Source organism: Bosea sp. F3-2 (genome assembly GCF_008253865.1).
Taxonomy (GTDB): domain Bacteria; phylum Pseudomonadota; class Alphaproteobacteria; order Rhizobiales; family Beijerinckiaceae; genus Allobosea.
Map to the genome: position 1 here is coordinate 3,841,588 of NZ_CP042331.1, position 22,545 is coordinate 3,864,132.

At 68.0% G+C, this 22,545-nt stretch carries 24 protein-coding genes; 15 read left to right on the top strand and 9 right to left on the bottom strand.

Features of this window, described 5'->3' with window-relative positions:
* Positions 1-88: 88 nt before the first annotated feature.
* The 4 genes from phnK to FQV39_RS17645 all read left to right on the top strand — a co-directional run bounded on the left by phnK (position 89) and on the right by FQV39_RS17645 (position 3,724).
* Positions 89-895 (top strand): phosphonate C-P lyase system protein PhnK, encoded by an 807-nt coding sequence (gene phnK, locus FQV39_RS17630; protein ID WP_149131475.1) that lies wholly within the window; start codon positions 89-91, stop codon positions 893-895.
* Positions 896-1,194: 299 nt separating this feature from the next.
* Positions 1,195-1,893, top strand: coding sequence for a phosphonate C-P lyase system protein PhnL (gene phnL / locus FQV39_RS17635; protein WP_149131476.1), 699 nt, complete (start codon positions 1,195-1,197; stop codon positions 1,891-1,893).
* Positions 1,890-3,032 (top strand): alpha-D-ribose 1-methylphosphonate 5-triphosphate diphosphatase, encoded by a 1,143-nt coding sequence (locus FQV39_RS17640; protein WP_248313053.1) that lies wholly within the window; start codon positions 1,890-1,892, stop codon positions 3,030-3,032. The genes phnL and FQV39_RS17640 overlap by 4 nt, the downstream gene beginning before the upstream one ends.
* On the top strand, positions 3,029-3,724 hold the full coding sequence (locus FQV39_RS17645; RefSeq protein WP_248313054.1) for a DUF1045 domain-containing protein: 696 nt from the start codon (positions 3,029-3,031) through the stop codon (positions 3,722-3,724). The genes FQV39_RS17640 and FQV39_RS17645 overlap by 4 nt, the downstream gene beginning before the upstream one ends.
* Positions 3,725-3,877: 153 nt before the next feature.
* On the opposite strand, the gene phnN is transcribed toward FQV39_RS17645, so the two are convergent.
* Positions 3,878-4,477 carry a phosphonate metabolism protein/1,5-bisphosphokinase (PRPP-forming) PhnN gene (phnN, locus tag FQV39_RS17650; protein ID WP_149131478.1) on the bottom strand — a complete coding sequence of 200 codons (600 nt, stop codon included), beginning with the start codon at positions 4,475-4,477 and terminating at the stop codon, positions 3,878-3,880.
* Here phnN and FQV39_RS17655 point away from each other — a divergent pair.
* Together FQV39_RS17655 and FQV39_RS17660 are read left to right on the top strand one after the other, a co-directional pair.
* On the top strand, positions 4,476-5,111 hold the full coding sequence (locus FQV39_RS17655) for an LbetaH domain-containing protein (protein ID WP_149131479.1): 636 nt from the start codon (positions 4,476-4,478) through the stop codon (positions 5,109-5,111). The two genes, phnN and FQV39_RS17655, sit on opposite strands and share 2 nt — an antisense overlap.
* Positions 5,112-5,231: 120 nt before the next feature.
* Positions 5,232-6,734 (top strand): globin-coupled sensor protein, encoded by a 1,503-nt coding sequence (locus FQV39_RS17660; RefSeq protein ID WP_149131480.1) that lies wholly within the window; start codon positions 5,232-5,234, stop codon positions 6,732-6,734.
* A 13-nt stretch (positions 6,735-6,747) separates the two neighbouring features.
* Here the strand turns inward: FQV39_RS17660 and FQV39_RS17665 are convergent, their stop codons facing one another.
* The 7 genes from FQV39_RS17665 to rpsU form a co-directional block, all read right to left on the bottom strand.
* A complete protein-coding gene (locus tag FQV39_RS17665; RefSeq protein ID WP_149131481.1) occupies positions 6,748-7,410 on the bottom strand; it encodes a class I SAM-dependent methyltransferase in 663 nt (220 codons plus the stop codon).
* Positions 7,407-8,561, bottom strand: coding sequence for a glycosyltransferase family 4 protein (locus tag FQV39_RS17670; protein ID WP_149131482.1), 1,155 nt, complete (start codon positions 8,559-8,561; stop codon positions 7,407-7,409). Before FQV39_RS17670 ends, FQV39_RS17665 begins: the two co-directional genes overlap by 4 nt.
* Positions 8,562-8,607: 46 nt before the next feature.
* Positions 8,608-10,062, bottom strand: coding sequence for a S8 family serine peptidase (locus FQV39_RS17675; protein ID WP_187639970.1), 1,455 nt, complete (start codon positions 10,060-10,062; stop codon positions 8,608-8,610).
* Between the two features lie 119 nt (positions 10,063-10,181).
* Positions 10,182-10,877 carry an anti-sigma factor family protein gene (locus FQV39_RS17680; protein ID WP_149131484.1) on the bottom strand — a complete coding sequence of 232 codons (696 nt, stop codon included), beginning with the start codon at positions 10,875-10,877 and terminating at the stop codon, positions 10,182-10,184.
* Positions 10,878-10,925: 48 nt separating this feature from the next.
* Positions 10,926-11,486 carry a sigma-70 family RNA polymerase sigma factor gene (locus FQV39_RS17685; protein ID WP_149131485.1) on the bottom strand — a complete coding sequence of 187 codons (561 nt, stop codon included), beginning with the start codon at positions 11,484-11,486 and terminating at the stop codon, positions 10,926-10,928.
* Between the two features lie 279 nt (positions 11,487-11,765).
* On the bottom strand, positions 11,766-12,140 hold the full coding sequence (locus FQV39_RS17690) for a DUF6481 family protein (protein ID WP_187639971.1): 375 nt from the start codon (positions 12,138-12,140) through the stop codon (positions 11,766-11,768).
* A gap of 85 nt (positions 12,141-12,225) precedes the next feature.
* Positions 12,226-12,489: a 30S ribosomal protein S21 gene (gene rpsU / locus FQV39_RS17695; protein ID WP_149131486.1), complete on the bottom strand. Its 264-nt coding sequence runs from the start codon at positions 12,487-12,489 to the stop codon at positions 12,226-12,228.
* A 383-nt stretch (positions 12,490-12,872) separates the two neighbouring features.
* On the opposite strand from rpsU, the gene proB reads away from it, so the two are divergent.
* The 9 genes from proB to FQV39_RS17740 all read left to right on the top strand — a co-directional run bounded on the left by proB (position 12,873) and on the right by FQV39_RS17740 (position 21,750).
* On the top strand, positions 12,873-14,006 hold the full coding sequence (proB, locus tag FQV39_RS17700; protein ID WP_472840597.1) for a glutamate 5-kinase: 1,134 nt from the start codon (positions 12,873-12,875) through the stop codon (positions 14,004-14,006).
* Positions 14,007-14,054: 48 nt separating this feature from the next.
* Positions 14,055-15,359: a glutamate-5-semialdehyde dehydrogenase gene (locus tag FQV39_RS17705; RefSeq protein ID WP_187639972.1), complete on the top strand. Its 1,305-nt coding sequence runs from the start codon at positions 14,055-14,057 to the stop codon at positions 15,357-15,359.
* A 14-nt stretch (positions 15,360-15,373) separates the two neighbouring features.
* Positions 15,374-15,985 (top strand): nicotinate-nucleotide adenylyltransferase, encoded by a 612-nt coding sequence (locus FQV39_RS17710; protein WP_149131488.1) that lies wholly within the window; start codon positions 15,374-15,376, stop codon positions 15,983-15,985.
* Between the two features lie 163 nt (positions 15,986-16,148).
* A complete protein-coding gene (rsfS, locus tag FQV39_RS17715) occupies positions 16,149-16,466 on the top strand; it encodes a ribosome silencing factor (protein WP_472840651.1) in 318 nt (105 codons plus the stop codon).
* 139 nt (positions 16,467-16,605) lie between these two features.
* Complete coding sequence (gene rlmH / locus FQV39_RS17720; RefSeq protein WP_149131490.1) at positions 16,606-17,085, top strand: 23S rRNA (pseudouridine(1915)-N(3))-methyltransferase RlmH; 480 nt, start codon at positions 16,606-16,608, stop codon at positions 17,083-17,085.
* A gap of 137 nt (positions 17,086-17,222) precedes the next feature.
* The gene (locus FQV39_RS17725; protein ID WP_248313057.1) at positions 17,223-18,518 is read left to right on the top strand and encodes a murein hydrolase activator EnvC family protein; all 1,296 of its coding nucleotides are present in this window, start codon (positions 17,223-17,225) and stop codon (positions 18,516-18,518) included.
* Entirely contained in the window at positions 18,518-19,900 is a 1,383-nt protein-coding gene (locus FQV39_RS17730; RefSeq protein WP_149133907.1) for a S41 family peptidase, read from the top strand. Before FQV39_RS17725 ends, FQV39_RS17730 begins: the two co-directional genes overlap by 1 nt.
* Positions 19,901-20,005: 105 nt before the next feature.
* Entirely contained in the window at positions 20,006-21,244 is a 1,239-nt protein-coding gene (locus FQV39_RS17735) for a divergent polysaccharide deacetylase family protein (protein WP_248313058.1), read from the top strand.
* Positions 21,241-21,750: an RNA pyrophosphohydrolase gene (locus FQV39_RS17740; RefSeq protein WP_149131492.1), complete on the top strand. Its 510-nt coding sequence runs from the start codon at positions 21,241-21,243 to the stop codon at positions 21,748-21,750. Before FQV39_RS17735 ends, FQV39_RS17740 begins: the two co-directional genes overlap by 4 nt.
* 16 nt (positions 21,751-21,766) lie before the next feature.
* On the opposite strand, the gene FQV39_RS17745 is transcribed toward FQV39_RS17740, so the two are convergent.
* On the bottom strand, positions 21,767-22,354 hold the full coding sequence (locus FQV39_RS17745) for a hypothetical protein (RefSeq protein ID WP_149131493.1): 588 nt from the start codon (positions 22,352-22,354) through the stop codon (positions 21,767-21,769).
* Positions 22,355-22,545: the final 191 nt, after the last annotated feature.

Sequence of the window (22,545 nt, forward strand, 5' to 3'; positions counted from 1 at the left end):
TTCGCCGGCCGAGCGTCGTGTTCAAGACGTGGATGCTCGCCACAAGGGCGAGCATGACGACAGAGCCCTCCAAGCCGGAGATGCGCCCATGACCCTTCACGTCGCACCGGCCGAACTCGACCTCGAGCCGGCTCCTCTGCTCTCCGTCGCCGGCGTCAGCCGCTTCTATGGCGAGCGCATCGGCTGCGCCGATGTCTCCTTCGATCTCTGGCCAGGCGAGGTGCTCGGCATCGTCGGCGAATCCGGCTCCGGCAAGTCGACCCTGCTGCGCTGCCTCGCCGGCATCGACAAGCCCGATGAGGGCGAGGTGCTGTTCAGGGGCGGGACTGAGCCGCTCGACATCTACTCGGTCTCCGAGCAGGAGCGCCGCCGCCTGATGCGCACGGCCTGGGGCATCGTCCACCAGAACCCGCGCGACGGTTTGCGCATGGACGTGACCGCCGGCGGCAATGTCGGCGAACGTCTGATGGATCGCGGCGACCGGCATTACGGCCAGATCCGCGAGCGCGCGCTGGACTGGCTGAGCCGAGTCGAGATCGCCGGCGCCCGCATCGACGACCGGCCGCGGCAGTTCTCCGGCGGCATGCAGCAGCGCCTGCAGATCGCCCGCGTGCTGGTCTCCGAGCCGCGCCTCGTCTTCATGGACGAGCCGACCGGCGGCCTCGACGTCTCGGTGCAGGCGCGCCTGCTCGACCTGCTGCGCGTGCTGGTGCGCGATCTCGGGCTGGCCGCGATCATCGTCACCCACGACCTCGCCGTCGCCCGGCTCCTGACCGACCGGCTGATGGTGATGAAGGACGGCCACGTCGTCGAGCAGGGCCTGACCGACCAGGTCCTCGACGATCCGCACCATGCTTACACGCAACTCCTGACCTCGGCGGTGCTGAGTGTGTGAGGGACGGCATGATCGGGCGCAGGCGCTTCCCTTCTCCCCTTGCGGGAGAAGGTGGCAGCGCGAAGCGCTGACGGATGAGGGTCGCGCGACCCTACATCGTCATTGTGAGCGTCAGCGAAGCAATCCAGGGGGACGTGGAGCGCGACGGCCCCTGGATTGCTTCGTCGCTCCGCTCCTCGCAATGACGGAAAGCGCAGCGCGACCCCTCATCCGGCGCTGCGCGCCACCTTCTCCCGCAAGGGGAGAAGGAAATATCTCGTCACACCCTCGTCACCGCGAATCGGCAAGGCACTGACACCATGACCACGATGATTCAGGTCGAGAACGTCGCCAAGACCTTCACCCTGCACAACCAGGGCGGAGCGCGTCTGCCCGTCTTCGACAACGTCAATTTCCATGTCGAGGCCGGCGAGGCGCTGGTGCTCGCCGGCGCGTCGGGCGCCGGCAAATCGAGCCTGCTGCGCATCCTCTACGGCAACTACAAGCCGAGCCAGGGCTCGATCCGCATCACCCATGCCGGCCGCCCCGTCGACATCGTCGCGGCCGTGCCGCGCACCGTGCTCGACATCCGCCGCCGCACCCTCGGCTTCGTCTCGCAGTTCCTGCGCGTCATCCCGCGCGTCTCGGCGCTCGATATCGTGCGCGATCCGCTGCTTGCCCGCGGGGCTTCGGCCGATGAGGCAAGCGAGCGCGCCAAGGCCATGCTCGCCCGCCTCAACCTGCCTGAGCGGCTGTGGAACCTCGCGCCCGCCACCTTCTCCGGTGGCGAGCAGCAGCGCGTCAACATCGCCCGCTCCTTCGTCGATCCCTCGCCTATCATGCTGATCGACGAGCCGACCGCCTCGCTCGACGCCGCCAATCGCGACGTCGTCGTCGAACTCATCTCGGAGGCGCGTACCGCCGGTTCCGCCATCGTCGGCATCTTCCACGACGAGGCGGTTCGCGAACGGGTCGCGACGCGCTATCTCGACATTACCGCTTTCCGGAAGGCCGCATGATGCAGACCGTACTCACCAACGCCAGGCTGATCCTCGAGAACGAGGTCGTCACCGGCACCATCGCCTTCGACGAGACCGGCATCGTATCTGTCGATCAGGGCGGGTCATCCCTACCTAACGCGATCGACGTGGGCGGCGACTATGTCGCGCCCGGCCTCGTCGAGATGCACACCGACAATATGGAAAAGCATTTCATGCCGCGCCCGAAGGTTTTCTGGCCGAACGGGCTGGCGGCGGCGCTCGTCCATGACGCGCAGATGGCTGCGGCCGGTGTCACCACCGTCTACGACGCCGTCTGCGCCGGCACGCCCTTCTCGGCCAAGGACTACCGCAAGGACATCTTCGCCGACGTGATGAAGGCGCTGGCCGAGGGCAAGCGCGAGAACGTCTTCCGCATCGACCACCGCATCCACATGCGCTGCGAATTGACGAGCCCCGACCTGATCAAGGACATCGAGCCCTATCAGAACGACGAGCTCGTCCAGCTGGTCTCGCTGATGGACCACACGCCGGGCCAGCGCCAGTGGCGCAACATCGAGCATCTGCGCACCTATGCGATGGGCAACGGCAAGACCGAGGCCGAGTTCGAAGAGGACGTGGTGATGCGCCAGCAGGAAGGCGCCACCAACGTCGCGAAGAACTGGTCGGCGGTCGTCGACGTCTTCCGTTCGCGCGGCATTCCGCTCGCGACCCATGACGACACCACGCCCGAGCATGTCGCCGACGGCATCGCCTCAGGCGCGGTGATCTCCGAATTCCCGACCACGATCGAGGCGGCCGAAGCCGCCAAGAAGCATGGCCTCGCAACCGTCGCGGGCGCGCCCAACGTCGTGCGCGGCGGCTCGCATTCCGGCGGCGTCTCGGTCTCCGAGCTGGCCGAGAAGGGCCTGCTCGACGGGCTCTCCTCGGACTATGTGCCGGCGAGCCTGCTGCAGGCTGTCGTCAAGCTCAACGCCAGCCACGGCGTCGCTCTGCCGGAGGCGATGGGCATGGTGACCTGGAAAGTCGCCGACATCCTCGGCCTCAAGGATCGCGGCCATCTCAAATCCGGCCTGCGTGCCGACCTTCTGCGCTTCAAGGTGCTCGGCGCCACGCCGGTCATCGGCGCTGTCTGGTCGAAAGGCGAGCGCGCATTTTGAGCAAGCCGCGCTACGCCGTCTATTACACTCCCGCTGCCGAAAGCCCCCTCTGGCGTTTCGGCAGCACGACGCTCGGCTATGATGCGCTCACCGGCGAGGATCTGACCTTCGCCGTTCCGCCCGGCTGCGATCCGGCGCGGTGGCCGGCCTTCACCGAGGAGCCGCGCCGCTACGGCTTCCACGCCACGCTGAAGGCGCCCTTCGAACTCGCCGTTGGCCGCAGCGAAGAGCAGCTGCGCTCCTTCGCCCGCAACTACGCAGCCGGCCGGGAGGGCGTGACGCTGACTGGCCTGAGCGTGACGGCGCTCGGCTCCTTCGTGGCGCTGACGCCATCCGAGCCGAGCGACGACCTGCAGCGCTTCGCCTTCACGCTGGTGCAGGCCTTCGAGCCTTTCCGCGCGCCGCTCGAGGAAGCGGATCGGGCGCGGCGCCTCAAGAGCCCGCTCACTCCCGCGCAGCACGCCTATCTCGAAGCCTATGGCTATCCTTATGTCGGTGACGCCTTCCGCTTCCACATGACGCTGACCGGTTCCCTGCCGGGCGAGCACGCGGCACCGGTGAAGCAGGCGCTGGAAACCGCCTATGCGGAGGCCCTTCCGGCCGGACCGGTCAAGCTCGACCGTTTCGCCCTGTTCAAGCAGGACGGCCGCGCCGGCCGCTTCCGCCTGATCGATTCCTATTCGCTCGGCTGAGGCATCCGTTCGACCATGTCGTCCCGCCATGCCGCTCCGCCGTCATTGCGAGGAGCGGCAGCGACGAAGCAATCCAGGGGGACTGGGCTGAACGTCTCACCCCGTCCCCCTGGATTGCTTCGCTACGCTCGCAATGACGGCTTCGATCGCCCGCTAAACCGGCTGCCGCCCGAGCCCCCTCAGCACGGCAAGCAGCTCTTCGGCGGCCTCCGCCACGCTGCGATCATTCATGATCGTAACGATCTCGGCGCGTTCCGCCGTCAGCGGCGCCTCGCGCTTGAGGCGCGCCGCGATATCCGCCTCGCTCTCCCGCCCGCGCGCCGCGAGCCGCTGCGCCAAGACCGGCACCGGGGCGGTGATGTTGAGCACCACGACGCGCTCCGCCAGCCGCTCGGCCGCCGCGATGACCGCGCGGGAAATGTTGACGATCACGACGTCGCCCTTGGCAACGCCCGAGAGCTCGGCCGCCGGGATGCCGTAGCTCAGCCCATGCGCCCGCCAGCTCAGGGCAAGCTCGCCCCTGGCCTCGGCCTGCCGGAAGGCGGCCTCGTCGCAGGAATCGTGATCCTCGGCACCGGCCAAGGCCTGGCGGGTGATCAGCCGGCGCGCGAAGCGGAAGCGCGGATCGCTGGCAAGCCCGGCCCGGCCCGCATCCATCAACGTGTCCTTCCCCGCCCCGGAAGGCCCGACCACGAGGACGAGCGCGCCCGCTGCTGAAACGAGTGCCGGAAGATCAGGAGATTGCAAGGACATGGCTGCGAAGAAGCTGGGACTCGAAGCGGTGATCGACCCGACCGCGCAGGTGAGGCAGGCGACGCTCGGGCGCTACACCGAGATCGGCGCGCGCACCGTCTTCGTCGAGTCGACGCTAGGTGACTACTCCTATGTCGTGAACGACGCGAATGTCATTTACACGACGATCGGAAAATTCTGCTCGATCGCGGCGATGACGCGGATCAATCCGGGCAACCATCCGATGCACCGGGCGAGCCAGTCGCATTTCACCTATCGCGCCGCCGCCTATTTCGACGATGCCGAGGACGATGCCGCCTTCTTCGACTGGCGCCGCGCGCATGCGGTGACGATCGGCCCCGACGTCTGGATCGGCCATGGCGCAATCGTGCTGGCCGGCCGCAATATCGGCACCGGCGCGGTGATCGCGGGCGGCGCCGTCGTCACCAAGGACGTAGCTCCCTACACCATCGTCGCCGGCAATCCGGCCCGGCCGGTCCGGCGGCGCTTTTCCGAGGATGTCGCCGAACGGCTGCAGGCCCTGGCCTGGTGGAACTGGGACCATGCTGAGCTGCGCGGCGCGCTCGACGATTTCCGTCATCTGCCGGTGGAGGCATTCCTCGACAAATACGAGACGCTGAAGCGCGGAGCCTGAGGCACTCGGCCGCAGCGGGTTGATCCAGATCAGCCCGCCTCCTCACCAGCCGTTAACCAGCCGGCGGCGAGAGAGGGGTGGGCTCGGACCATCGCGAGCTCCAGCTGGGATTCCCGTTTCATGTCCGCACCGGATCATCTCGCCAGGCGCCTGGCATTCATCGGCCTCGACAGCACAGCACAAGGCCATATCCGCAATGTTCGCGAGACTTTGGCCACGGCGATTCCGGGTGCGCTCGATGCCTTCTACGATCAGGTGCGGGCCTTTCCGGAAACCCGGAGCTTCTTCAGCAGCGAAGAGCATATCGAGGCTGCCAAGCAGCGGCAGGTCCAGCATTGGGGCGGGATCGCCAGCGGACGTTTCGACGAGAACTACGTCAACGCCGTCACCCGCGTCGGCAAGGTCCATGCCCGGATCGGGCTCGAGCCACGCTGGTACATCGGCGGCTACGCGCTGATCCTCGAGAAGATGATCGCCAGCCTCCTGGAAGCGCGCTGGCCGAAGAACGCGCTCGGCCGGCGGATGCCCGGCGCCGACGAACGCGCCGCCGAGATCGGGGCTGTCGTCAAGGCGGCACTGCTCGACATGGACTATGCCATCACCGTTTATCACGAGGCTTCGGAAGCGGCTCGCCTCAAGGCCGAGGCCGAGGCGCACGCCGCCGAGCAGGCCAAGGCGGCCGAGCGCGACCAGGCGATCGCCTGTGTCAGCAAGAGCATGGCCGCACTGGCCGAGGGCGATCTGACCCATCGCATGAGCACGGAGATCCCGGCCGAGTACGGCCAGATCCGCGAGCACTTCAACGCGGCGATGGAGCGGCTCCAGGAGATGGCCTCGACGATCAAGGCGACCTCGGTCGCGATCGCCGCCTCCTCGCAGGAAATCAACAGCGGCGCCCAGGACCTGTCGATGCGCACCGAGCAGCAGGCATCCGCACTGGAAGAGAGCGCGGCGACGACCGAGCAGCTGGCGGCTTCAGTCAAGACTTCCTCGCAGGCCTCGCGCGAATCCGTCGCGCTCGCCGACGAGGCCGCCAACGTCGCCCGGACCGGCGGCGACATCGTCAGGGATGCTGTCGACGCGATGGCCCGGATCGAGGGCGCCTCGAAGCGGATCTCCGAGATCACCGACGTGATCGACGGCATCGCCTTCCAGACCAACCTGCTCGCGCTCAATGCCGCCGTCGAGGCCGCACGCGCCGGCGAGGCCGGCCGCGGCTTCGCCGTGGTCGCTGCCGAGGTGCGGGCGCTGGCCCAGCGCTCGGCCGATGCCGCCAAGGACATCACCGGTCTGATCGCCTCCTCCGACGTGGAAGTCGCCGAAGGAGTCAAGCTGGTGCGGCAGGCCGGCGAGACGCTCGACCGGATCGTCGCCGCCTCCGCCAAGGTGTCGAGCACGGTCGAGGAAATCGCCTGCGCGGCCGGCGAGCAGGCCAACGGCATCGACGAGATGAGCCAGACCGTCAGCCATATGGACGAGATCACGCAGCAGAACGCGGCGCTCGCCGAACAGAGCGCCGCCTCCGCGCGCACGCTGCTCGATCAGATCGACCAGCTCAACCGCCTCGTCGCCGCCTTCCGGACGGAGCCACAGCCTCAAACTGGGCGGCGCAGCGCGGCCTGAGCACCGCGCCGTTTCAGCCGGCGAGGCGCCAGACGGAGCTGCGCTTGATCTCGGCGTCCTCCAGCGCGCGCGTCACCGGCACTTCGTAGGTGGCGACCGTCTCCAGCCGCCCCTTCGGCAGATAGCTGCGGCCGGGATCACCGATCAGCACCGTCGCGCCACGGGCGGACAGGGCCGAGAGCCAAGCGATGACGCGCTCGGCCATGTCGCGCTCGTAGCAGACGTCACCGGCACAGACGACCTCCCAGCCCTCGTCACGGCCAATGAGGTCGTCGGCCCTTGCCGTCACCGTGACGCCATTGGCCTCAGCATTGATGCCGATCGCAGCGACGGCGAAGGCATCGATATCGCAAGCCTCGACCCGTGCTGCGCCCGACTTTGCCGCGGCTATCGCCACCAGCCCGGAGCCGGAGGCGAAATCGAGAACATGCCGGCCCGCGACGATCTGTGGATGGTCGAGCAGATAGCGCGCCAGCGCCTGTCCCCCGGCCCAGGCAAAAGCCCAGAACGGCGGCGGCAGGCCGATCACGGCAAGCTCCTCCTCGGTCTTCTGCCAGAGCTCGGTCGCCTCCTCGGCGACATGCAGGGCGATCTCGGCCGCATGCGGCACCGGCAAAAGCCGCGTATGCGCGCGGATGAAGCCCTCGCGGTCGAGCGCCGAACCGGCCTCGCTCATGCGACCTTCTCCGTCGCAGGCGTGGCGAGAAGCCCTTGATAGAGCCCCTTCACGGCGTTCATCACGTCGCGCTCGGTATGCCCGTCAAGCAGGCGGGCACGGGCGTTCGCCCCCATCCGCTCCGCGAGACCCGGCGCACGAGCGAAGACGGTCAACGCCTTGGCCAGCGCCACGGCATCGTCGGCCGGCACGACCATGCCGTCCTGCCCGTCGCGGACGAAGCTGCGGCAGCCAGGAACATCGGTCGTCAGGATCGGCCGGCCGCAAGCGGCCGCCTCCAGGATCGTACGCGGCAGGCCCTCGCCGCCGCGCGAGGGCATGATGCAGAGGTGATGCCCCTTCCACACGCCTTCGATATCCCGCGTCGGCCCGGCCCAGTTGATACCCGGCCGCGCCGCCCATTCCTTCAATGTCGCCTCGGGGATCGCCTTCGGATTGGACGGATCAGGCGCGCCGTGGATGGTGAGTTCGACCTTCGCGCCCTCGGCGCGGGCGAGCCCGACCGCCTCGACCGCGAGATCGACGCCCTTGGACCAGAGCATGCGCGCGACGAGCGCGATCTTGAGCGGCGGCGCAGGCGGCATCGGCGACGGCATCAGGATCAGCGGATCGACCCCGGCCCCGCCGACGAGCGCGACCTTGCCGACATCCTGCGGATCCAGGCCCAGCGTGACCGGATCATCCGGATTCTCAAAGAGGAAGCGCACCTGCCGGCCGTCGATCGCCCCGCGCAGCCAGGCGATCGCGGCGAAGCGGGCCGTGGCGGCCAGCATCCCCTGCCGGGCGCCGAGAAAGCCGAGGCCGGTCAAGGCATAGACCCGCCGGTCGATGCCGGCGAGCTTGCCGGCGAGACCGGCGAGCGCGATCGGCTTCAGCGCGATGCAATGCAGGATATCGGGCTTCTCCGCCGCGATCAGCCTTCTCAACGCCCCGATCTGCCTGACCAGCGCGCGCGGATCGAGGCTGCGCCGCTCCGCCTCCAGCGCGATCAGTCGCGCACCGGTCGCCTCGATGGCGCGCCGATGGGTGCGTTCGCGCGCGATGACGGCAACGTCGAGGCCAAGCTCACGCGCCGCCCGCGCCATCGGCAGGAAATGCGAGGCGAAGAACCAGTCCTCGGTGGCGACGAAGAGGAGTTTCGGGCGTGGCATCGCGCCATCAGGCCGATGCGGCGCCCGAGGTCAAGCCCGTCGGCGATCAGGGCCGTGCCGTCGCGACCGGCAGGACGCGCGCCAGAGCTGCCGCGGGATCGATCCGCCCGGCCCCGAAGACGGGATCGCGCCCCTTGGAGCCGAGGTCGGTCGCACTCTCCCCGAGGATGCGGCGGGCGCTGTCGGGATCGAGCTCAGGCTGCTTCTCCAGCAGCAGCGCGATGAGCCCGGAGACATGGGCGGCCGCGATCGAGGTGCCCGAGGTGAAGGCGTAGCGCCCCCCCGGCTCCGCCGTCAGTACATCGACGCCCGGCGCGGCGATGGCGACGTAGCTGCCGCGATTGGCATCAATGAAGACCTTGTCGTCGGCATCGGTCGCCGTCACGGCGATGACGCTCGGGTCGGCGCCGGGATAGAGCGGTGCCGAGCGGATGCCGCCATTGCCGGCGGCTGCCACCGCGATGACGCCGCGCTCCTTCGCCCCGGCAAGCGCCTTGGACAGCAGGCGATCCTGCGGCCCGGCGAAGCTGAGATTGACCACTTTCGCCCGCTGCTGAACCACCCATTCCAGCGCCGTCAGGATCTGGAAGGACTTGCCGTTGGCCGAGGTCGCCTGCGTGCCGCCGAAGGCGCGGGCGACGATCAGCCGGGCGGCCGGCGCGATGCCCTGCAATTCGCCATGCGCGACGATCGCCGTCGCCATGGAGGTGCCGTGCGCGTGCGGGGTCGCCAGCCCGTCGACGGCATCGAGATAGGCGAGGACCGAGCCACTGATCTCGGGATGCTCCATGTCCACGCCGGAATCGATCATGCCCACGCGGATGCCGCGCCCGAGCGCGAGCTTGCGCGCCTCGCCGAGGCGCAGCTTGTCGACGACATATTGCGGCGGCAACACGCGCCGGACCGCGGCACTACCGCGCGCCGCCGTCGCCGGTTCACCGAGTCGCAGGCCTGGAGCCGGCGGCACGCTCGCATCGGAAGACGCCGTCGCCGGCGCGGTCGAAGCGTTGGTGGCGCCCGGCCCGGTCGACATGCCCTGCTGCAAATCGAAGAGGAAGTTCGGCTGGGCGCCGGCGATGCTGCTGTCGTCGCCCATCTGGGTCAGCACCGCCCGCAGGTCGCGACCGGCTTCGAGCTTGGCGCGGATGATGGTGACGCCGGCCAATTCGAAGCGCTGGCGGGCGATCAGGGTCGCGCCGTAGCGACGCAGCACGACGTCGGCTTCGGCGTTGGGCGCGAGCTCGAACAGCACCTCGTCCGGGACGAAACGGGTTTCCTCTGGGGCCGGCACGATGGCACGCTGCTGGCGCACCTGCATCCAGGACCCCGGCGGCACGCGCATGGAACGGTCGGCCCCATTGGCGGCGGGCTGCTGGGGCGCGGCCGCGGGAGTCTGGGCGAGGGCGACGGCGGGCGCCAAGGCGGTCGCCCATGCGAGCAATGCGGCACCTGCCAGGCACCGCATCAGCACCGTCCTGCTTGCGAAACCGGATTGCAGCATGGCCTGATCCTCCTGCCGCAGATTATCATGCCACGGCGCCCGCGAGAGGCGCCAGAGCATCGGATCGAAAAGTGGAATCCGCTTTTCGGAAAAATCCGATGCTTAAACAAAAGGAGCGATCACGGCGCCGGCGCGACGAAGCTGACGATCGTGCTCTCGCTCTTCATCCGCGTCGCGATCGCATCGACCTGGGCTGATGACAGCGAGGCGTCGCCGACGCGCACCTTGAAGAAGCCGTTGGCGCGCGGCCCATCGACCACCGAGGCATCGAAGCGCTTGAAGAAGGCGGCGATCTCGCCAGCCTTCGCCTCGGGCGAGAAGCTCAGCAGGACATAGCGCTCGGAAGCCCGCGAGCCCGGGGCCGAAGCCGTCTGGTAGCCAGCGCCCCCGTCACGCAGCGCAAGCCCGGTGATGGCAATGCCCTGCAACGCGATCAGGGCGATGGCGGCTGCACTGGCATAAGCAAGCCGGCGCGGCGGCTGCGCCGCCAGCAAGCCGCCGAGCCAGCCCAGAAAACCGCGGCTCATGCTGTCCGTTGCCCGCGTCAGCAGCGGCGCCTGCCGAGGGGCGGTGTCGATCTCGGCCATCAGCTTTTCGAGGGCCCGCGGCGACGGGGCGCCGAGGCTCTCGTTGAGCAGAACCGTCTCGGCCATGTCGTCGCGGATGATGTCGAGCCGGGCGGCGAGCTCGGCGTCGCCAGCGAGCGCGGCTTCGACGCGGAGCTTGTCGGCGTCCGAGATGCGGCCGGTGGCATAGAAAGGCAGCAGCTCCTCGAGCTCGCGGCGCTTCGGATCGCTTGCGATGCTGTCGGTCATCACGCCACTCCTTCGGCGGCCTGGCCGCACTTCATGGAATTCAACGCCTCAAGGCCAGCCACGGTCGATGCCGGCAGCCTTGAGCATCTCGCCCAGCTTCTTGCGGGCGTGGAAAAGCCGGGTTTTGACGGTGTTCTCGGGAATGCCGACGATCCGCGCGACCTCCTCGACGGAAGTCTCGTGGTAATAGACGAGATCGATGACCTCGCGGTGCTCGGCGGAGAGGCGTTCGAGGCAGGCGCGAATCGCGAGCCCCTTGTCCTGCTTCTGCAGCACGATCTCGGGACCGTCGGATTCATCCTCGATGCTGCTGGCGTAATCCTCGTCGAGCTCGGCATCGCGGCGCTTGCGCAGGAGCGACCACGCCTTGTTCCGGGCGATGGCGAGCAGCCAGGTCGAGACCGAGGCGCGCGCCTCGAAGCGATCCGCCTGTCGCCAGAGATCCATGAACACGTCACTGATCACATCCTCGGCAAGCGTCTCGTCGCGGACGAGCCGCAGCACGAAACGGTAGACCCGCACTTGATGCCGTGAAAACAGCACCTTCATCGCGAGCCGGTCGCCCGAGGCGATCCGCTTGACGAGATCCTCGTCCGATTCCGTATGCATTGCCCCTCGAAGGCCAGGCATCCCGGCTCGCACCCATTCGTCGCGGCGAGCGGGGAAAAGGTTCAACCCGGGCGCACATTAATCTGCACGAACGGATTTGCCGATAGGTCATCAGGAGGAAGCACGAGCTTTTTTGCCCGCAAACCAGCCTACTTTAGGCTGCCAAACCGCCGCGCAGTTAAGCGGATATGAAAAGGGGCGCCCGCGGCGCCCCAAATCGCATCGATGATTGTGCGGGAATCCTTGGCGTTCGGCCGGTTCAGCCGAACGGTAAGCGCATCAGCGGCGTTTGCCGGCCGTGCGCAGCTGCATGTACTGCACGGCTTCCAGCAGCACCTTGCGCGGGCGCTCGGCATCGCGCTTGGCCTGCTCCGCCTTGCGGGCGGCCTCGCGGGCAAGCTCTTCCTGGCGCTTCTCTTCCTCAATACGCGCACGCTCGAGCGCCTCGAGGCGCTCCTTCTCGGCCCGGATCTTCGCCTTCTCGGCTTCGCGCTCGGCGCGAGCCTGGGCGATGGCTTCCCGCTCCTCGCGTCGCTGCACCATGACCGGGTCATCGGCCTTGGGCCGTGCCTTGAAACGCTCGAGCAGCGCCTGCTTGGCTTTGGCGGAGTTGGCCTGACGGTCGGTGAAGCTGCGGTCGTTCGGGTTCTTCAAGGGTGATCTTCTCTCGGGTTGTTACGGGTTGTCTTTAGCCCGCGCGGGCGGCCATAATCCAGATCGAGCCGAATTGGTATCAAAATCAACGCGCGGCAGCCCCGCTCCCAGCGCGGAGCGGGCGGCTTTTCGGCCGCGGCTCGGCGATCAGCCCTTCGCGGCGGGCCTGCTTGAGGGCCGCCTTTCGGGCGCGGCGCACGGCGGTAGCCTTCTCGCGGATGCGGCGCTCGGAGGGTTTCTCATAGGCCGCGTGCCGTTTCACCTCACGCATGACGCCTTCGCGCTGAAGTTTCCGTTTCAGGACGCGCAAGGCCTGGTCGACGTTGTTGTCGCGAACGAGAACCTGCATCGAAGCTCCTTTCTCTGGATGATAGATCGCCGCCCGCCCATACGAACGCGAAGTGGCGATCTATCCCATGGGTGAAGCATCGGATTCGTCCGAAAAGTGGATTCCACTTTTCGGTCCGATGCTCCGGCCCGCGCCCCCGGCGAGCCGCGGGAACGGACTGTCCTGTCGTGACGAAGGAACCGCGCGTGCTTCCGAAGGCTCGCAGGAAAGCAAGGGTTCGGAGCAGGAAAGCGCGGTCGGCAGACCCTGGATATGGGTGTGAAGCGCCTGCTTTTCAACGGGATCGGCCGCGACTGCAGGCGGAGCGCGCCGGCCTCCGACAGTCCCGCCGCTTTACAATCGCCCCGTTTTCGCCAACAGGCAGGGGGCCGCTGCAACAGATCGTGTGTCCCGTGAAGACGCCTTCGCTTTCCGATTTCCGCCGTATCGTCGTCAAGGTCGGCTCCAGCCTGCTGGTCGACCGGGCTCGCGGCCGGCTGCGCCATGCCTGGCTCGCCGCCCTCGCCGAGGACCTCGCCGAGCTGCATCACCGCGGCGCCGACGTCCTTGTCGTCTCCTCCGGCGCGATCGCGCTGGGGCGCACCGTGCTCAATCTGCCTTCGGGCCCGCTGCGGCTGGAAGAGAGCCAGGCCGCCGCCGCCGTCGGCCAGATCGCGCTCGCCCGCAACTGGGCCGAGGCGCTGGCCGCTCACGGCCTCACCGCCGGGCAGATCCTGCTGACGCTGGCCGATACCGAGCAGCGCCGCCGTTATCTCAACGCGCGCGCGACGCTCGGGCGCCTGCTCGACCTGCGCGCCATCCCCGTCATCAACGAAAACGACACCGTCGCCACCACCGAGATCCGCTATGGCGACAACGACCGGCTCGCCGCCCGCGTCGCGACCATGGCCGGGGCCGATCTGCTGGTGCTGTTCTCGGATATCGACGGGCTCTATACCGCCCCGCCCGCCAAGGACCCTTCGGCGCGGCACATCCCCGTCGTCGAGAAGATCACGCCCGAGATCGACGCCATGGCGGGCGGCGCGGCGTCCGAGCTGTCACGCGGCGGCATGCGCACCAAGATCGAGGCCGGCAAGATCGCCGCCGCCGGCGGCACCCACATGCTGATCGCCGACGGACGCAGCAAGAACCCGCTGGCGAGCGTGGCCGCCGGCGGGCGCTGCACCTGGTTCCTCTCCGGCTCGACACCCGCGACCGCGCGCAAGACCTGGATCGCCGGCACGCTCGAGCCGCGCGGCACGCTGCATGTCGATGCCGGCGCGGCCCGCGCCCTGCGCGGCGGCGCGAGCCTCCTGCCGGTCGGCGTCAGCCGCATCGAGGGCGAGTTCGCGCGCGGCGATGCCGTGCTGATCCGCGACCCCGACGGGCAGCTGCTCGGGCGTGGGCTCGTCGCCTATGATGCGGGCGAGGCCGCGCTCGTGCTCGGCAAGGCCTCGCGCGATATCGAATCGGTGCTCGGTTATCCGGGACGCGCCGAGATGATCCACCGGGACGACATGGCGCTCGGGCTGGGCTAAGCTTTCTTCCGGACTGGCTTTTGCCGGTGGGTTTCTGGGCTGGGTGAAATGACGGGCGACAGCGCATTGCGCATCATCGCGACGAAAGAGACCGGCGATGTCCGGCTCGTGATGCAGGAGGTAGGCCGGCGCGCCCGCGTCGCCGCGCGCAAGGTCGCGCTTAGCCCGACCGAGCAGCGCAACGCCGCCCTCCTCGCCATGGCCGATGCGCTGCGAGCCCGGAGCGCCCGCATCCTCGCCGCCAATGCGCAGGACCTCACTGAGGGCAAGGCGGCGGGCCTCAGCGGCTCCTTCATGGATCGCCTCGCTCTCGACGAGAAGCGCCTCGCCGGCATCGCCCACGCCGTCGCCGAGGTCGCGACGCTGCCCGATCCGCTCGGCCGCGTGCTGGCGGAATGGACCCGGCCGAACGGGCTGCGCTTCGAGCGCGTCGCCACGCCGCTCGGCGTCATCGCCGTGATCTTCGAGAGCCGCCCCAACGTCACCGCCGATGCCGGCGCGCTCTGCCTGAAGAGCGGCAACGCCGCGATCCTGCGCGCGGGTTCCGATTCCTTCCGCTCCTCGACCGAGATCGCCGCCGCCATGCGCGAGGGCCTCGAAGCCGCCGGCCTGCCCGGCGACGCGATCCAGCTCGTGCCGACGCGCGACCGCGCCGCGGTCGGAGAAATCCTCGCCGGCCTCAACGGCACTGTCGACGTGGTCGTACCGCGCGGTGGAAAGAGCCTCGTCGCCCGCGTCCAGAGCGAGGCGCGCGTGCCGGTCTTCGCCCATCTCGACGGCAACTGCCATGTCTATGTCGATGGCAGGGCCGACCTCGCCATGGCGCGCGAGATCCTGCTCAACGCCAAGCTGCGCCGCACCGGCGTCTGCGGCGCAGCCGAGACGCTGCTCGTCGACGAGGCCTGCGCCGCGACCCATCTCGCCCCGCTCGTCACCGCCCTGCTCGATGCCGGCTGCGCCGTGCGTGGCGATGCGGCGGTGCAGGCCGTCGACGCGCGCGCGACGCCCGCGAGCGAAGAAGACTGGTCGACCGAATATCTCGACACGATCATCGCGGCGAAGGTCGTGCCGGGGCTCGATGCCGCCATCGAACATATCGAGCGCTACGGCTCGCATCACACCGATGCGATCGTCACCGCCGACGAGGCCGCCGCCGCCCGCTTCCTGGCGGAGGTCGATTCCGCGATCGTCGTCCACAACGCCTCGACCCAGTTCGCCGATGGCGGCGAGTTCGGCTTCGGTGCCGAGATCGGCATCGCCACCGGCCGCATGCATGCCCGCGGCCCCGTCGGCGTCGAGCAGCTCTGCTCGTTCAAGTACCGCGTCCATGGCGCGGGCCAGACGCGCCCCTAAGCCGTGCAGCACGGATGACGAACGAGCATCTGCGCCTGCCGCCCCATGCGCCGGGCCTGTGCATCGGCCTGTTCGGCGGCAGCTTCAATCCCGCCCATGACGGCCACCGGCTCGCGAGCCTCACGGCGCTCCGCCGCCTTCAGCTCGATCGCATCTGGTGGCTGGTCACCCCCGGCAATCCGCTGAAGGACAATGCGAAGCTGCCGCCGCTCGGCGAGCGCCTGCGGCAAGCGCGTGATATCGCCAACCATGCCCGCATCAATGTCACCGGCATCGAGGCGCGGCTTCGCACCCGCTACACCGCCGACACGCTGCGCGCGCTGAAGCGGCGCTGCCCGGGCGTCAACTTCGTCTGGATCATGGGCTCCGACAACCTCGCCGGCTTCCACCGCTGGGCCGAGTGGCGGACGATCGCCCGAATGATGCCGATTGCGGTGATCGACCGGCCGGGCTCGACCCACAGCGCCATGGCCTCGCCCGCCGCTAACTGGCTGTCGCGCTGGCGCGTCCCGGAAAATCAGGCCGCGATTCTGCCGCGGACCCGGCCTCCGGCCTGGGTTTTCCTGCACGGCAAACGCTCGACGTTATCCTCTACGATGCTGCGCCGTCAGGCCGGTCGCGATTGAATTCCGGGGCTTCCCAGCTTATTTTGGCTGCGTCGCGCCGAGAGCGCGTCTGCATCGAGAGGATACGTCACTGAACCCTCAAATCCTTGGTGAAGCCGAGCCAAAGCCGCTTCCCCAGGCCGCTATCGCGGACAATCCCTCTGCCGATAGCATCGCCCTCGCGCTGCGTGTCCTCGAAGACATGAAGGCCGAGGACATCACGGTGATCGACCTCGTGGGCAAGACGTCGCTGGCCGACGCGATGATCATCGCGTCCGGTAACGTCAATCGCCACGTTGCCGCCATCAGCGAGGCCCTGGTCGAAGCCATCAAGAACACCGGGAAGCCCGCGCCGCAGGTCGAAGGCATGCCCGCCTGCGACTGGGTGCTGCTCGACACGGGCGACATCATCGTCCACGTCTTCCGGCCCGAAGTGCGCCAGTTCTACAATCTCGAGAAGATGTGGGGCACGGACCGGCCGAACGAACGCCTCGCGAACTGACGACGCTCTAGAGCATTGCGCGAAAAAGTGGGTACCGGTTTTTCGCTTAAAGCAATGCTCTAACTTTTAGAATCGGTCACGTTCTTCGCATTTTGACGGTTCCGTCAAAATGCGACGTGATCTAGTACGAGGCCTGCAGATGCGGCTCGCGGTCATCGCCGTCGGCCGGCTCAAGGATGGGCCGGAACGCGAACTCTGCGAGCGCTATCGTGAACGCGGGCTCGCGCTCGGCCGCGGCATCGGGCTGAGCGGCCCCGACATCGTCGAGATCGCCGAAAGCCGGGGCCGGCGCCCCGAGGAGCGCAAGCGCGAGGAAGCGCAGGCGATCCTCGCTAAGGCACAGCCGGGCCTTTTGATCGCGCTCGACGAGCGCGGCCGCCAGCTCGGCAGCGAAGCCTTCGCCAATCGGCTCGCCGCCGCCCGCGACGCCGGAACCGGCCATGCCAGCCTGATCATCGGCGGTGCAGACGGCCTGAGCGAGGAGATACGCGACAAGGCCGACGTCACGCTCGCTTTCGGCGCACTGACGATCCCGCACCAGATCGTGCGAGCGCTGGTGCTGGAACAGCTCTATCGGGCGATGACGATCATCGCAGGACATCCGTATCATCGCGCATGAGCCTCTTCCGGTCTTTGATTCGCGCTGCCTTCGCGGGCTCGGCCTCGCCGCTCCCGTCATTGCGAGCGCAGCGAAGCAATCCAGGGGTACGTAGAGCACGACGGCCCCTGGATTGCTTCGTCGCTCCGCTCCTCGCAATGACGGTCTGCCTGCCCGCCCTGGCCCAGACGAGCACGCCCGATCCCGAGGCCCTGGCCCGTGAGGCGATGCAGAAGCTTGTCGAGAAGCAAGCCCGAGAAGCCGAGCTCAAGGCGATCGAGCAACGCCTCGCCGGAAACGCAGACGCCCGCGCCAACCTTGAAAAGGAGATTGCCGGCATCCGCGCCGATCGCGCCGCCCTCAACAAGGCCCTGCTCGACACCACCGCGAAGACGCAGGCCGGCGAGGAGCGACTCGGCGCGCTGGAGAAGCGCCTCGCACTGCTGCAATCGAGCGAGACCGCGATCCGGCGCTCCCTTGAAGGCCGGCGCGGCCTGATCGCCGAGGTGCTGGCCGCCCTACAGCGCATCGGCCGACGCCCGCCTCCGGCGGTGCTCGTGCGCCCGGAAGACATCCTCGAAGCCGTCCGCGCCTCGATGCTGCTCGGCGCCGTCGTGCCGGATTTGCGCCAGGAGATCGAGATCCTCGCCACCGATCTCGGCGAGCTGGTGCGGCTGCGCGACAACATCGCCGCCGAAAAACTCAAGATCGGCGCGGAGATGGAGCAGCTCGCCGGCGAGCGCCAGCGCTTGGCATCGCTGATCGAAGCCCGCCGCGAGCGCGAGGCCAGCGCCGCCAAGGATGTCGAAGCCCAGCGCGCACTCGGCAACGAGCTCGCCGGCCAGGCCCGCTCGATGCGCGACTTCGTCGAGAAGATCGAGAAGGAGATCTCCGTCGCCAACAGGGCGGCGGAGGCGGCGCGCCAGGCCATCGAGCAGGAAACGCGCGAGCAGCGCGAGCGCATGACGGCGCTGGCCTTCAAGGACCCGGCGCGGCTTGCTCCGAAGATCGCCTTTGCCGATGCCAAGGGCCTGCTCTCGCTGCCTGTCGCGGGATCACGATTACGTGGTTTTGGCGATCCTGACGGCGCAGGCGGCACAATCCGCGGAATTTCACTGGAAACCCGCCCCAACGCCCTAGTTTCGGCACCTTCTGACGGTTGGGTGGTTTATGCGGGACCGTTCCGTTCGTTCGGGCAACTCTTGATCCTGAACGCAGGGGGTGGATACTACATCTTGCTTGCGGGCATGCAGCGGATCGATGTCGCGCTCAATCAGTTCGTTCTGGCGGGGGAGCCGGTTGCGACGATGGGTGAAACATCGGAAGCTGCCGCGACGACAATAGGGGTGGGAACCGGGCAGCCGGTTCTCTATATCGAATTCAGGAAAGACGGCGTCTCCATCGACCCGACGTCGTGGTGGACGAAATCGCAAGGCGAAAAGGTTCGCGGATGATGCGCAAGGTTTCCCTCGTTCTCGCCGGCGCCATCATGGGCGCGGGCCTGACCGGACTGGCCACTCAGACCAGGCTGCTCTCCTCGACCAGCGCCGTCGCCGCTTCGGCCGAGGTCTATCGCAGCCTGAACCTCTTCGGTGACATCTTCGAGAAGATCCGCACCGATTATGTCGACAAGCCCGACGAGCAGAAGCTGATCGAGGCCGCCATCAACGGCATGGTCTCCTCGCTCGACCCGCACTCCTCCTATCTCGACTCCAAAGCCTTCCGCGACATGGACACCGACATGCGCGGCCAGTTCGGCGGGCTCGGCATCGAGGTGACGATGGAGGACGGCGTCCTCAAGGTCGCCAAGCCGATCAAGGACACGCCCGCCTCCAAGGCCGGCATCCTCGCCAACGACATCATCCGCCAGATCGACGGCACCGAGGTGAAGGGCCTTTCCCTCACCCAGGCGGTCGAGAAGATGCGCGGGCTGATCAACACCCAGGTCACGCTCAAGATCGAGCGCCCGGGCAAGACCGAGCCGCTGGAATTCACCCTGACCCGCTCGACCATCGTCGTGCCGGCGGTCGAGGAGCGGGTCGAGGGCGATATCGGCTATATCCGCATCGGCACCTTCTCCGAACAGACCTATGACGGCCTGCGCAAGGCGATCGACAAGCTCTCGAACGAGATCGGTCAGGACAAGCTCAAGGGCTATGTCGTCGACCTCCGCAACAATCGCGGCGGGCGCCTCGACCAGTCCGTTCTGGTCTCCGACGCCTTCCTCGAGCGCGGCAAGATCGTCTCGACCCGCGGCCGCAACGCCGAGGAGACCCAGGTCTTCAACGCCAAGTCGGGCGATCTGACCAAGGGCAAGCCGGTCGTCGTGCTGATCAACGGCTCCTCCGCCTCCGCTGCCGAGATCGTCGCCGGCGCGCTGCAGGACCACAAGCGCGCGGTCGTGATGGGCACGCGCTCCTTCGGCAAGGGCTCGGTGCAGACCGTGATCCCGCTCGGCTCGAATGGCGGCCTGCGCCTGACCACGGCGCGCTACTACACGCCGTCGGGCAACTCGATCCAGGCCAAGGGCATCACGCCGGACATCGAGGTCCAGCAGGACATCCCGCAGGAGATCAAGGACAAGCTCGTCGAGAACAAGGGCGAAGCCGCGCTGAAGGGCCATCTCAAGGCCGGCGAGGGCGAGGAGCAGTCCGGCTCCGCTTCCTATGTCCCGAACGACCCGGCGAAGGACACCCAGCTGATCGCCGCCTTCAACCAGCTGCGCGGCATCAAGAAGGACACCGCCCAGATCGTCGAGAAGCCGGCCGAGAAGCCCGCGGCCGAGCCGGCCCCTGCCCCGGCGGCGCCTGCTACTCCGGAAGCGCCGAAGAACTGAGCCTTTAGGGGAGCCTTCGGGCTCGACGCCGGGCTCCTTAGGCGACAAGACTAGCGTGCGGGCCACTGATTCGGGCCCGCGACGCAACCTTGAGGACGGCTGACCTTGGCCGGAACGCCGCTGACGGAGCTCAATCGGCCGCTCGGCCAGGATCGGCCCGCGCCTGCCGGCAAGCCGTGGGGCCGTTGGCTTGCGAGTGGTGCTGCCGGCTGCGTCGGCACCGTCATCCTCGGTCTTGTGCTCGTCGCCGCGCTACGCCGCGACCCCGATGGCGGCGAGCCGATCGCCTATGCGGCCATCGAGAAGCGTGCCGCCCCCGCTTCCTCCGTCCCGTCCAGCGCCGATACGGCTCCGTCTGCCGCGCGCGGCCCGGCGAGCGCCGCCCAGCTTGAGAACAGCGCCGGCGTGACTGTCGTGCGCGCGGGCGAGGACGCGCCGGGCGCGATCATCATCACCGTCCCGGACGAAGCGGGTGCGATCAAGCTCGCACCGGCACCCGACAATCGGCTGATGGAGCGTAGCCGCTACGGCCTGCTGCCGAAGCTCGGCCCGGATGGCGCGACTCCGGCCAAGATCTATGCCCGCCCGCTCGGCCCGGAGCCCTCGGTCAAGCCGGCCGGACGCATCGCGCTGCTCGTCGGCGGCCTCGGCATCAGCCAGACCGGCACGGCCGATGCCATCGCCAGATTGCCCGGCCCGGTCTCGCTGGCCTTCGCGCCCTACGGCACCGAGCTCGAACGCACCGTCCAGCGCGCCCGCAGCGAAGGGCATGAGGTGTTCCTGCAGCTGCCGATGGAGCCCTTCGACTATCCCGACAATGATCCCGGCCCGCATACGCTGCTGACTGGCCCGAAGGCACCGGACAATATCGACAAGCTGCACTGGTCGCTGGGGCGCTTCACCGGCTATGTCGGCATCGTCAACTTCCTCGGCGGACGCCTGACTTCCGACGAGAGCGCGCTGTCGCCGATCCTGCGCGAGCTTGCCGGCCGCGGCCTCATGGTGATCGACGACGGCTCCTCGCCGCGCAGCCTCCTCGCCAGTTCCGCCACGCGTGCGCAGATCCCCGCGCTCAAGATCGACCGGGTCATCGACGCCGTCACCCGCTCTGAGGCCATCGACAAGGAACTCGCAACGCTGGAGACGCTGGCCCGTGATCAGGGTGTCGTCGTCGCCGCCGCCAGCGCCCTGCCGGTCTCGATCGAGCGGATCAATCGCTGGGCTCAATCGTTGGAAGCCAAGAAGATCGCGCTCGTGCCGGTCAGCGCCGCCCGCGGCTTCCGCAGCCCCAAGACCACCGGAACAGTTACCACCGGATCAGTTTCCGCCGGATCGCTGCGATGACCGAGACCGCTCCCGAAGGCTACCGCCCCTGTGTGGGGCTTGCCCTGTTCAATGCCGAAGGGCGGGTCTTCCTCGGCCGGCGCGCCGACGAGACGAAGCGCGAGCATGTCGCGCCGGGCTATGCTTGGCAGATGCCGCAGGGCGGCATCGACAAGGGCGAGACGCCGCTAGAGGCTGCCCGCCGCGAGCTCATGGAGGAGACCAACGTCACCTCGGTCGAGCTGTTGGCCGAGGCGCCGGGCTGGCTCGCTTACGACCTGCCGGTCGATATCGGCAAGGAAGCCTGGAAGGGCCGCTGGCGCGGCCAGGCGCAGAAATGGTTCGCCTTCCGCTTCGTCGGCTCCGAGGCGGAGATCAACATCCTGACGCCGGCGGGCGGCCACAAGGCCGAGTTCGACGCCTGGCGCTGGGCGCGGCTCGACGAGACGCCAGACCTGATCATCCCCTTCAAACAGGGCGTCTACCGGCAGGTCGTCAAGCATTTCGCGCCCTTCGCGGGCGGCTGAGCCTGCCTGGGCCCTGTCAGCCCATCGTGTAGACGACGCGCCCGATCCAATAGACCTGATAGGTGAGATGCACGAGCGCCAGCGCGATCTGGACGGAGCGCCGCGCTGAAACGAAGGCCACGAGGCAGAGCGTGAGCCCGATCGGCACCTGCACCAGATAATCGCCGCTCAGCTGGCTCCAGCGCTCGGAGCCCTTGATCAGCGTGTCGACGACATCGAGCAGGAAGGTGACGGCCAGCAGGCCGAAGAACCAGCGCCGGCGCCTGATGAAGAAATCCTCGTAACCCGCATATTCCGAGATGTTGTCCGGAAAGAGCAGCGCCGCGAGCAGATAGAGCACGACGGCATAGGCGATCAGGAAGAGATAGATCCCGAAGCTCCAGGCGGGGATGCGCGCGAGGCCGAACTCCCACCACCAGAACAGCACCAGCTCCAGCAGGATCGAGCCGACCCAGAGCATGTGGAGCAGCGACAGGCGATAGCGGCCGGGATGCTGGATGAAGCTGGCAATGCCCGTCAGCATCCGGGTGATGCCGAGACCGATGACCATGCCCATGACGATGCGGACATGGGGGAAGAGCTCATGCGGCGAAATCGTCTCCATGAGACCTGCTTAGAGCGTGTTGGGTTTTCACGGAAGCGCGGGTCATCCCGGCCGTAGCGAAGCGGAGAGCCGGGATCCATGCCTGAACCTTGATCGGATACGCTCTGGCATGGATCCCGGGTCAAGCCCGGGATGACGTCGTGGTTCCGTGCAAACCCGGCACGCGCTAGTCGCAGATTCCGTGTGCGGAA

Coding starts and splice junctions, on each gene's coding strand:
- phnK (WP_149131475.1), top strand. CDS start 89: ATGACCCTTCACGTCGCACCGGCCGAACTCGACCTCGAGCCGGCTCCT.
- phnL (WP_149131476.1), top strand. CDS start 1,195: ATGACCACGATGATTCAGGTCGAGAACGTCGCCAAGACCTTCACCCTG.
- FQV39_RS17640 (WP_248313053.1), top strand. CDS start 1,890: ATGATGCAGACCGTACTCACCAACGCCAGGCTGATCCTCGAGAACGAG.
- FQV39_RS17655 (WP_149131479.1), top strand. CDS start 4,476: ATGGCTGCGAAGAAGCTGGGACTCGAAGCGGTGATCGACCCGACCGCG.
- phnN (WP_149131478.1), bottom strand. CDS start 4,477: ATGTCCTTGCAATCTCCTGATCTTCCGGCACTCGTTTCAGCAGCGGGC.
- FQV39_RS17660 (WP_149131480.1), top strand. CDS start 5,232: ATGTCCGCACCGGATCATCTCGCCAGGCGCCTGGCATTCATCGGCCTC.
- FQV39_RS17665 (WP_149131481.1), bottom strand. CDS start 7,410: ATGAGCGAGGCCGGTTCGGCGCTCGACCGCGAGGGCTTCATCCGCGCG.
- FQV39_RS17670 (WP_149131482.1), bottom strand. CDS start 8,561: ATGCCACGCCCGAAACTCCTCTTCGTCGCCACCGAGGACTGGTTCTTC.
- FQV39_RS17675 (WP_187639970.1), bottom strand. CDS start 10,062: ATGCTGCAATCCGGTTTCGCAAGCAGGACGGTGCTGATGCGGTGCCTG.
- FQV39_RS17680 (WP_149131484.1), bottom strand. CDS start 10,877: ATGACCGACAGCATCGCAAGCGATCCGAAGCGCCGCGAGCTCGAGGAG.
- FQV39_RS17685 (WP_149131485.1), bottom strand. CDS start 11,486: ATGCATACGGAATCGGACGAGGATCTCGTCAAGCGGATCGCCTCGGGC.
- rpsU (WP_149131486.1), bottom strand. CDS start 12,489: ATGCAGGTTCTCGTTCGCGACAACAACGTCGACCAGGCCTTGCGCGTC.
- FQV39_RS17705 (WP_187639972.1), top strand. CDS start 14,055: ATGACGGGCGACAGCGCATTGCGCATCATCGCGACGAAAGAGACCGGC.
- FQV39_RS17710 (WP_149131488.1), top strand. CDS start 15,374: ATGACGAACGAGCATCTGCGCCTGCCGCCCCATGCGCCGGGCCTGTGC.
- rlmH (WP_149131490.1), top strand. CDS start 16,606: ATGCGGCTCGCGGTCATCGCCGTCGGCCGGCTCAAGGATGGGCCGGAA.
- FQV39_RS17725 (WP_248313057.1), top strand. CDS start 17,223: ATGACGGTCTGCCTGCCCGCCCTGGCCCAGACGAGCACGCCCGATCCC.
- FQV39_RS17730 (WP_149133907.1), top strand. CDS start 18,518: ATGCGCAAGGTTTCCCTCGTTCTCGCCGGCGCCATCATGGGCGCGGGC.
- FQV39_RS17740 (WP_149131492.1), top strand. CDS start 21,241: ATGACCGAGACCGCTCCCGAAGGCTACCGCCCCTGTGTGGGGCTTGCC.
- FQV39_RS17745 (WP_149131493.1), bottom strand. CDS start 22,354: ATGGAGACGATTTCGCCGCATGAGCTCTTCCCCCATGTCCGCATCGTC.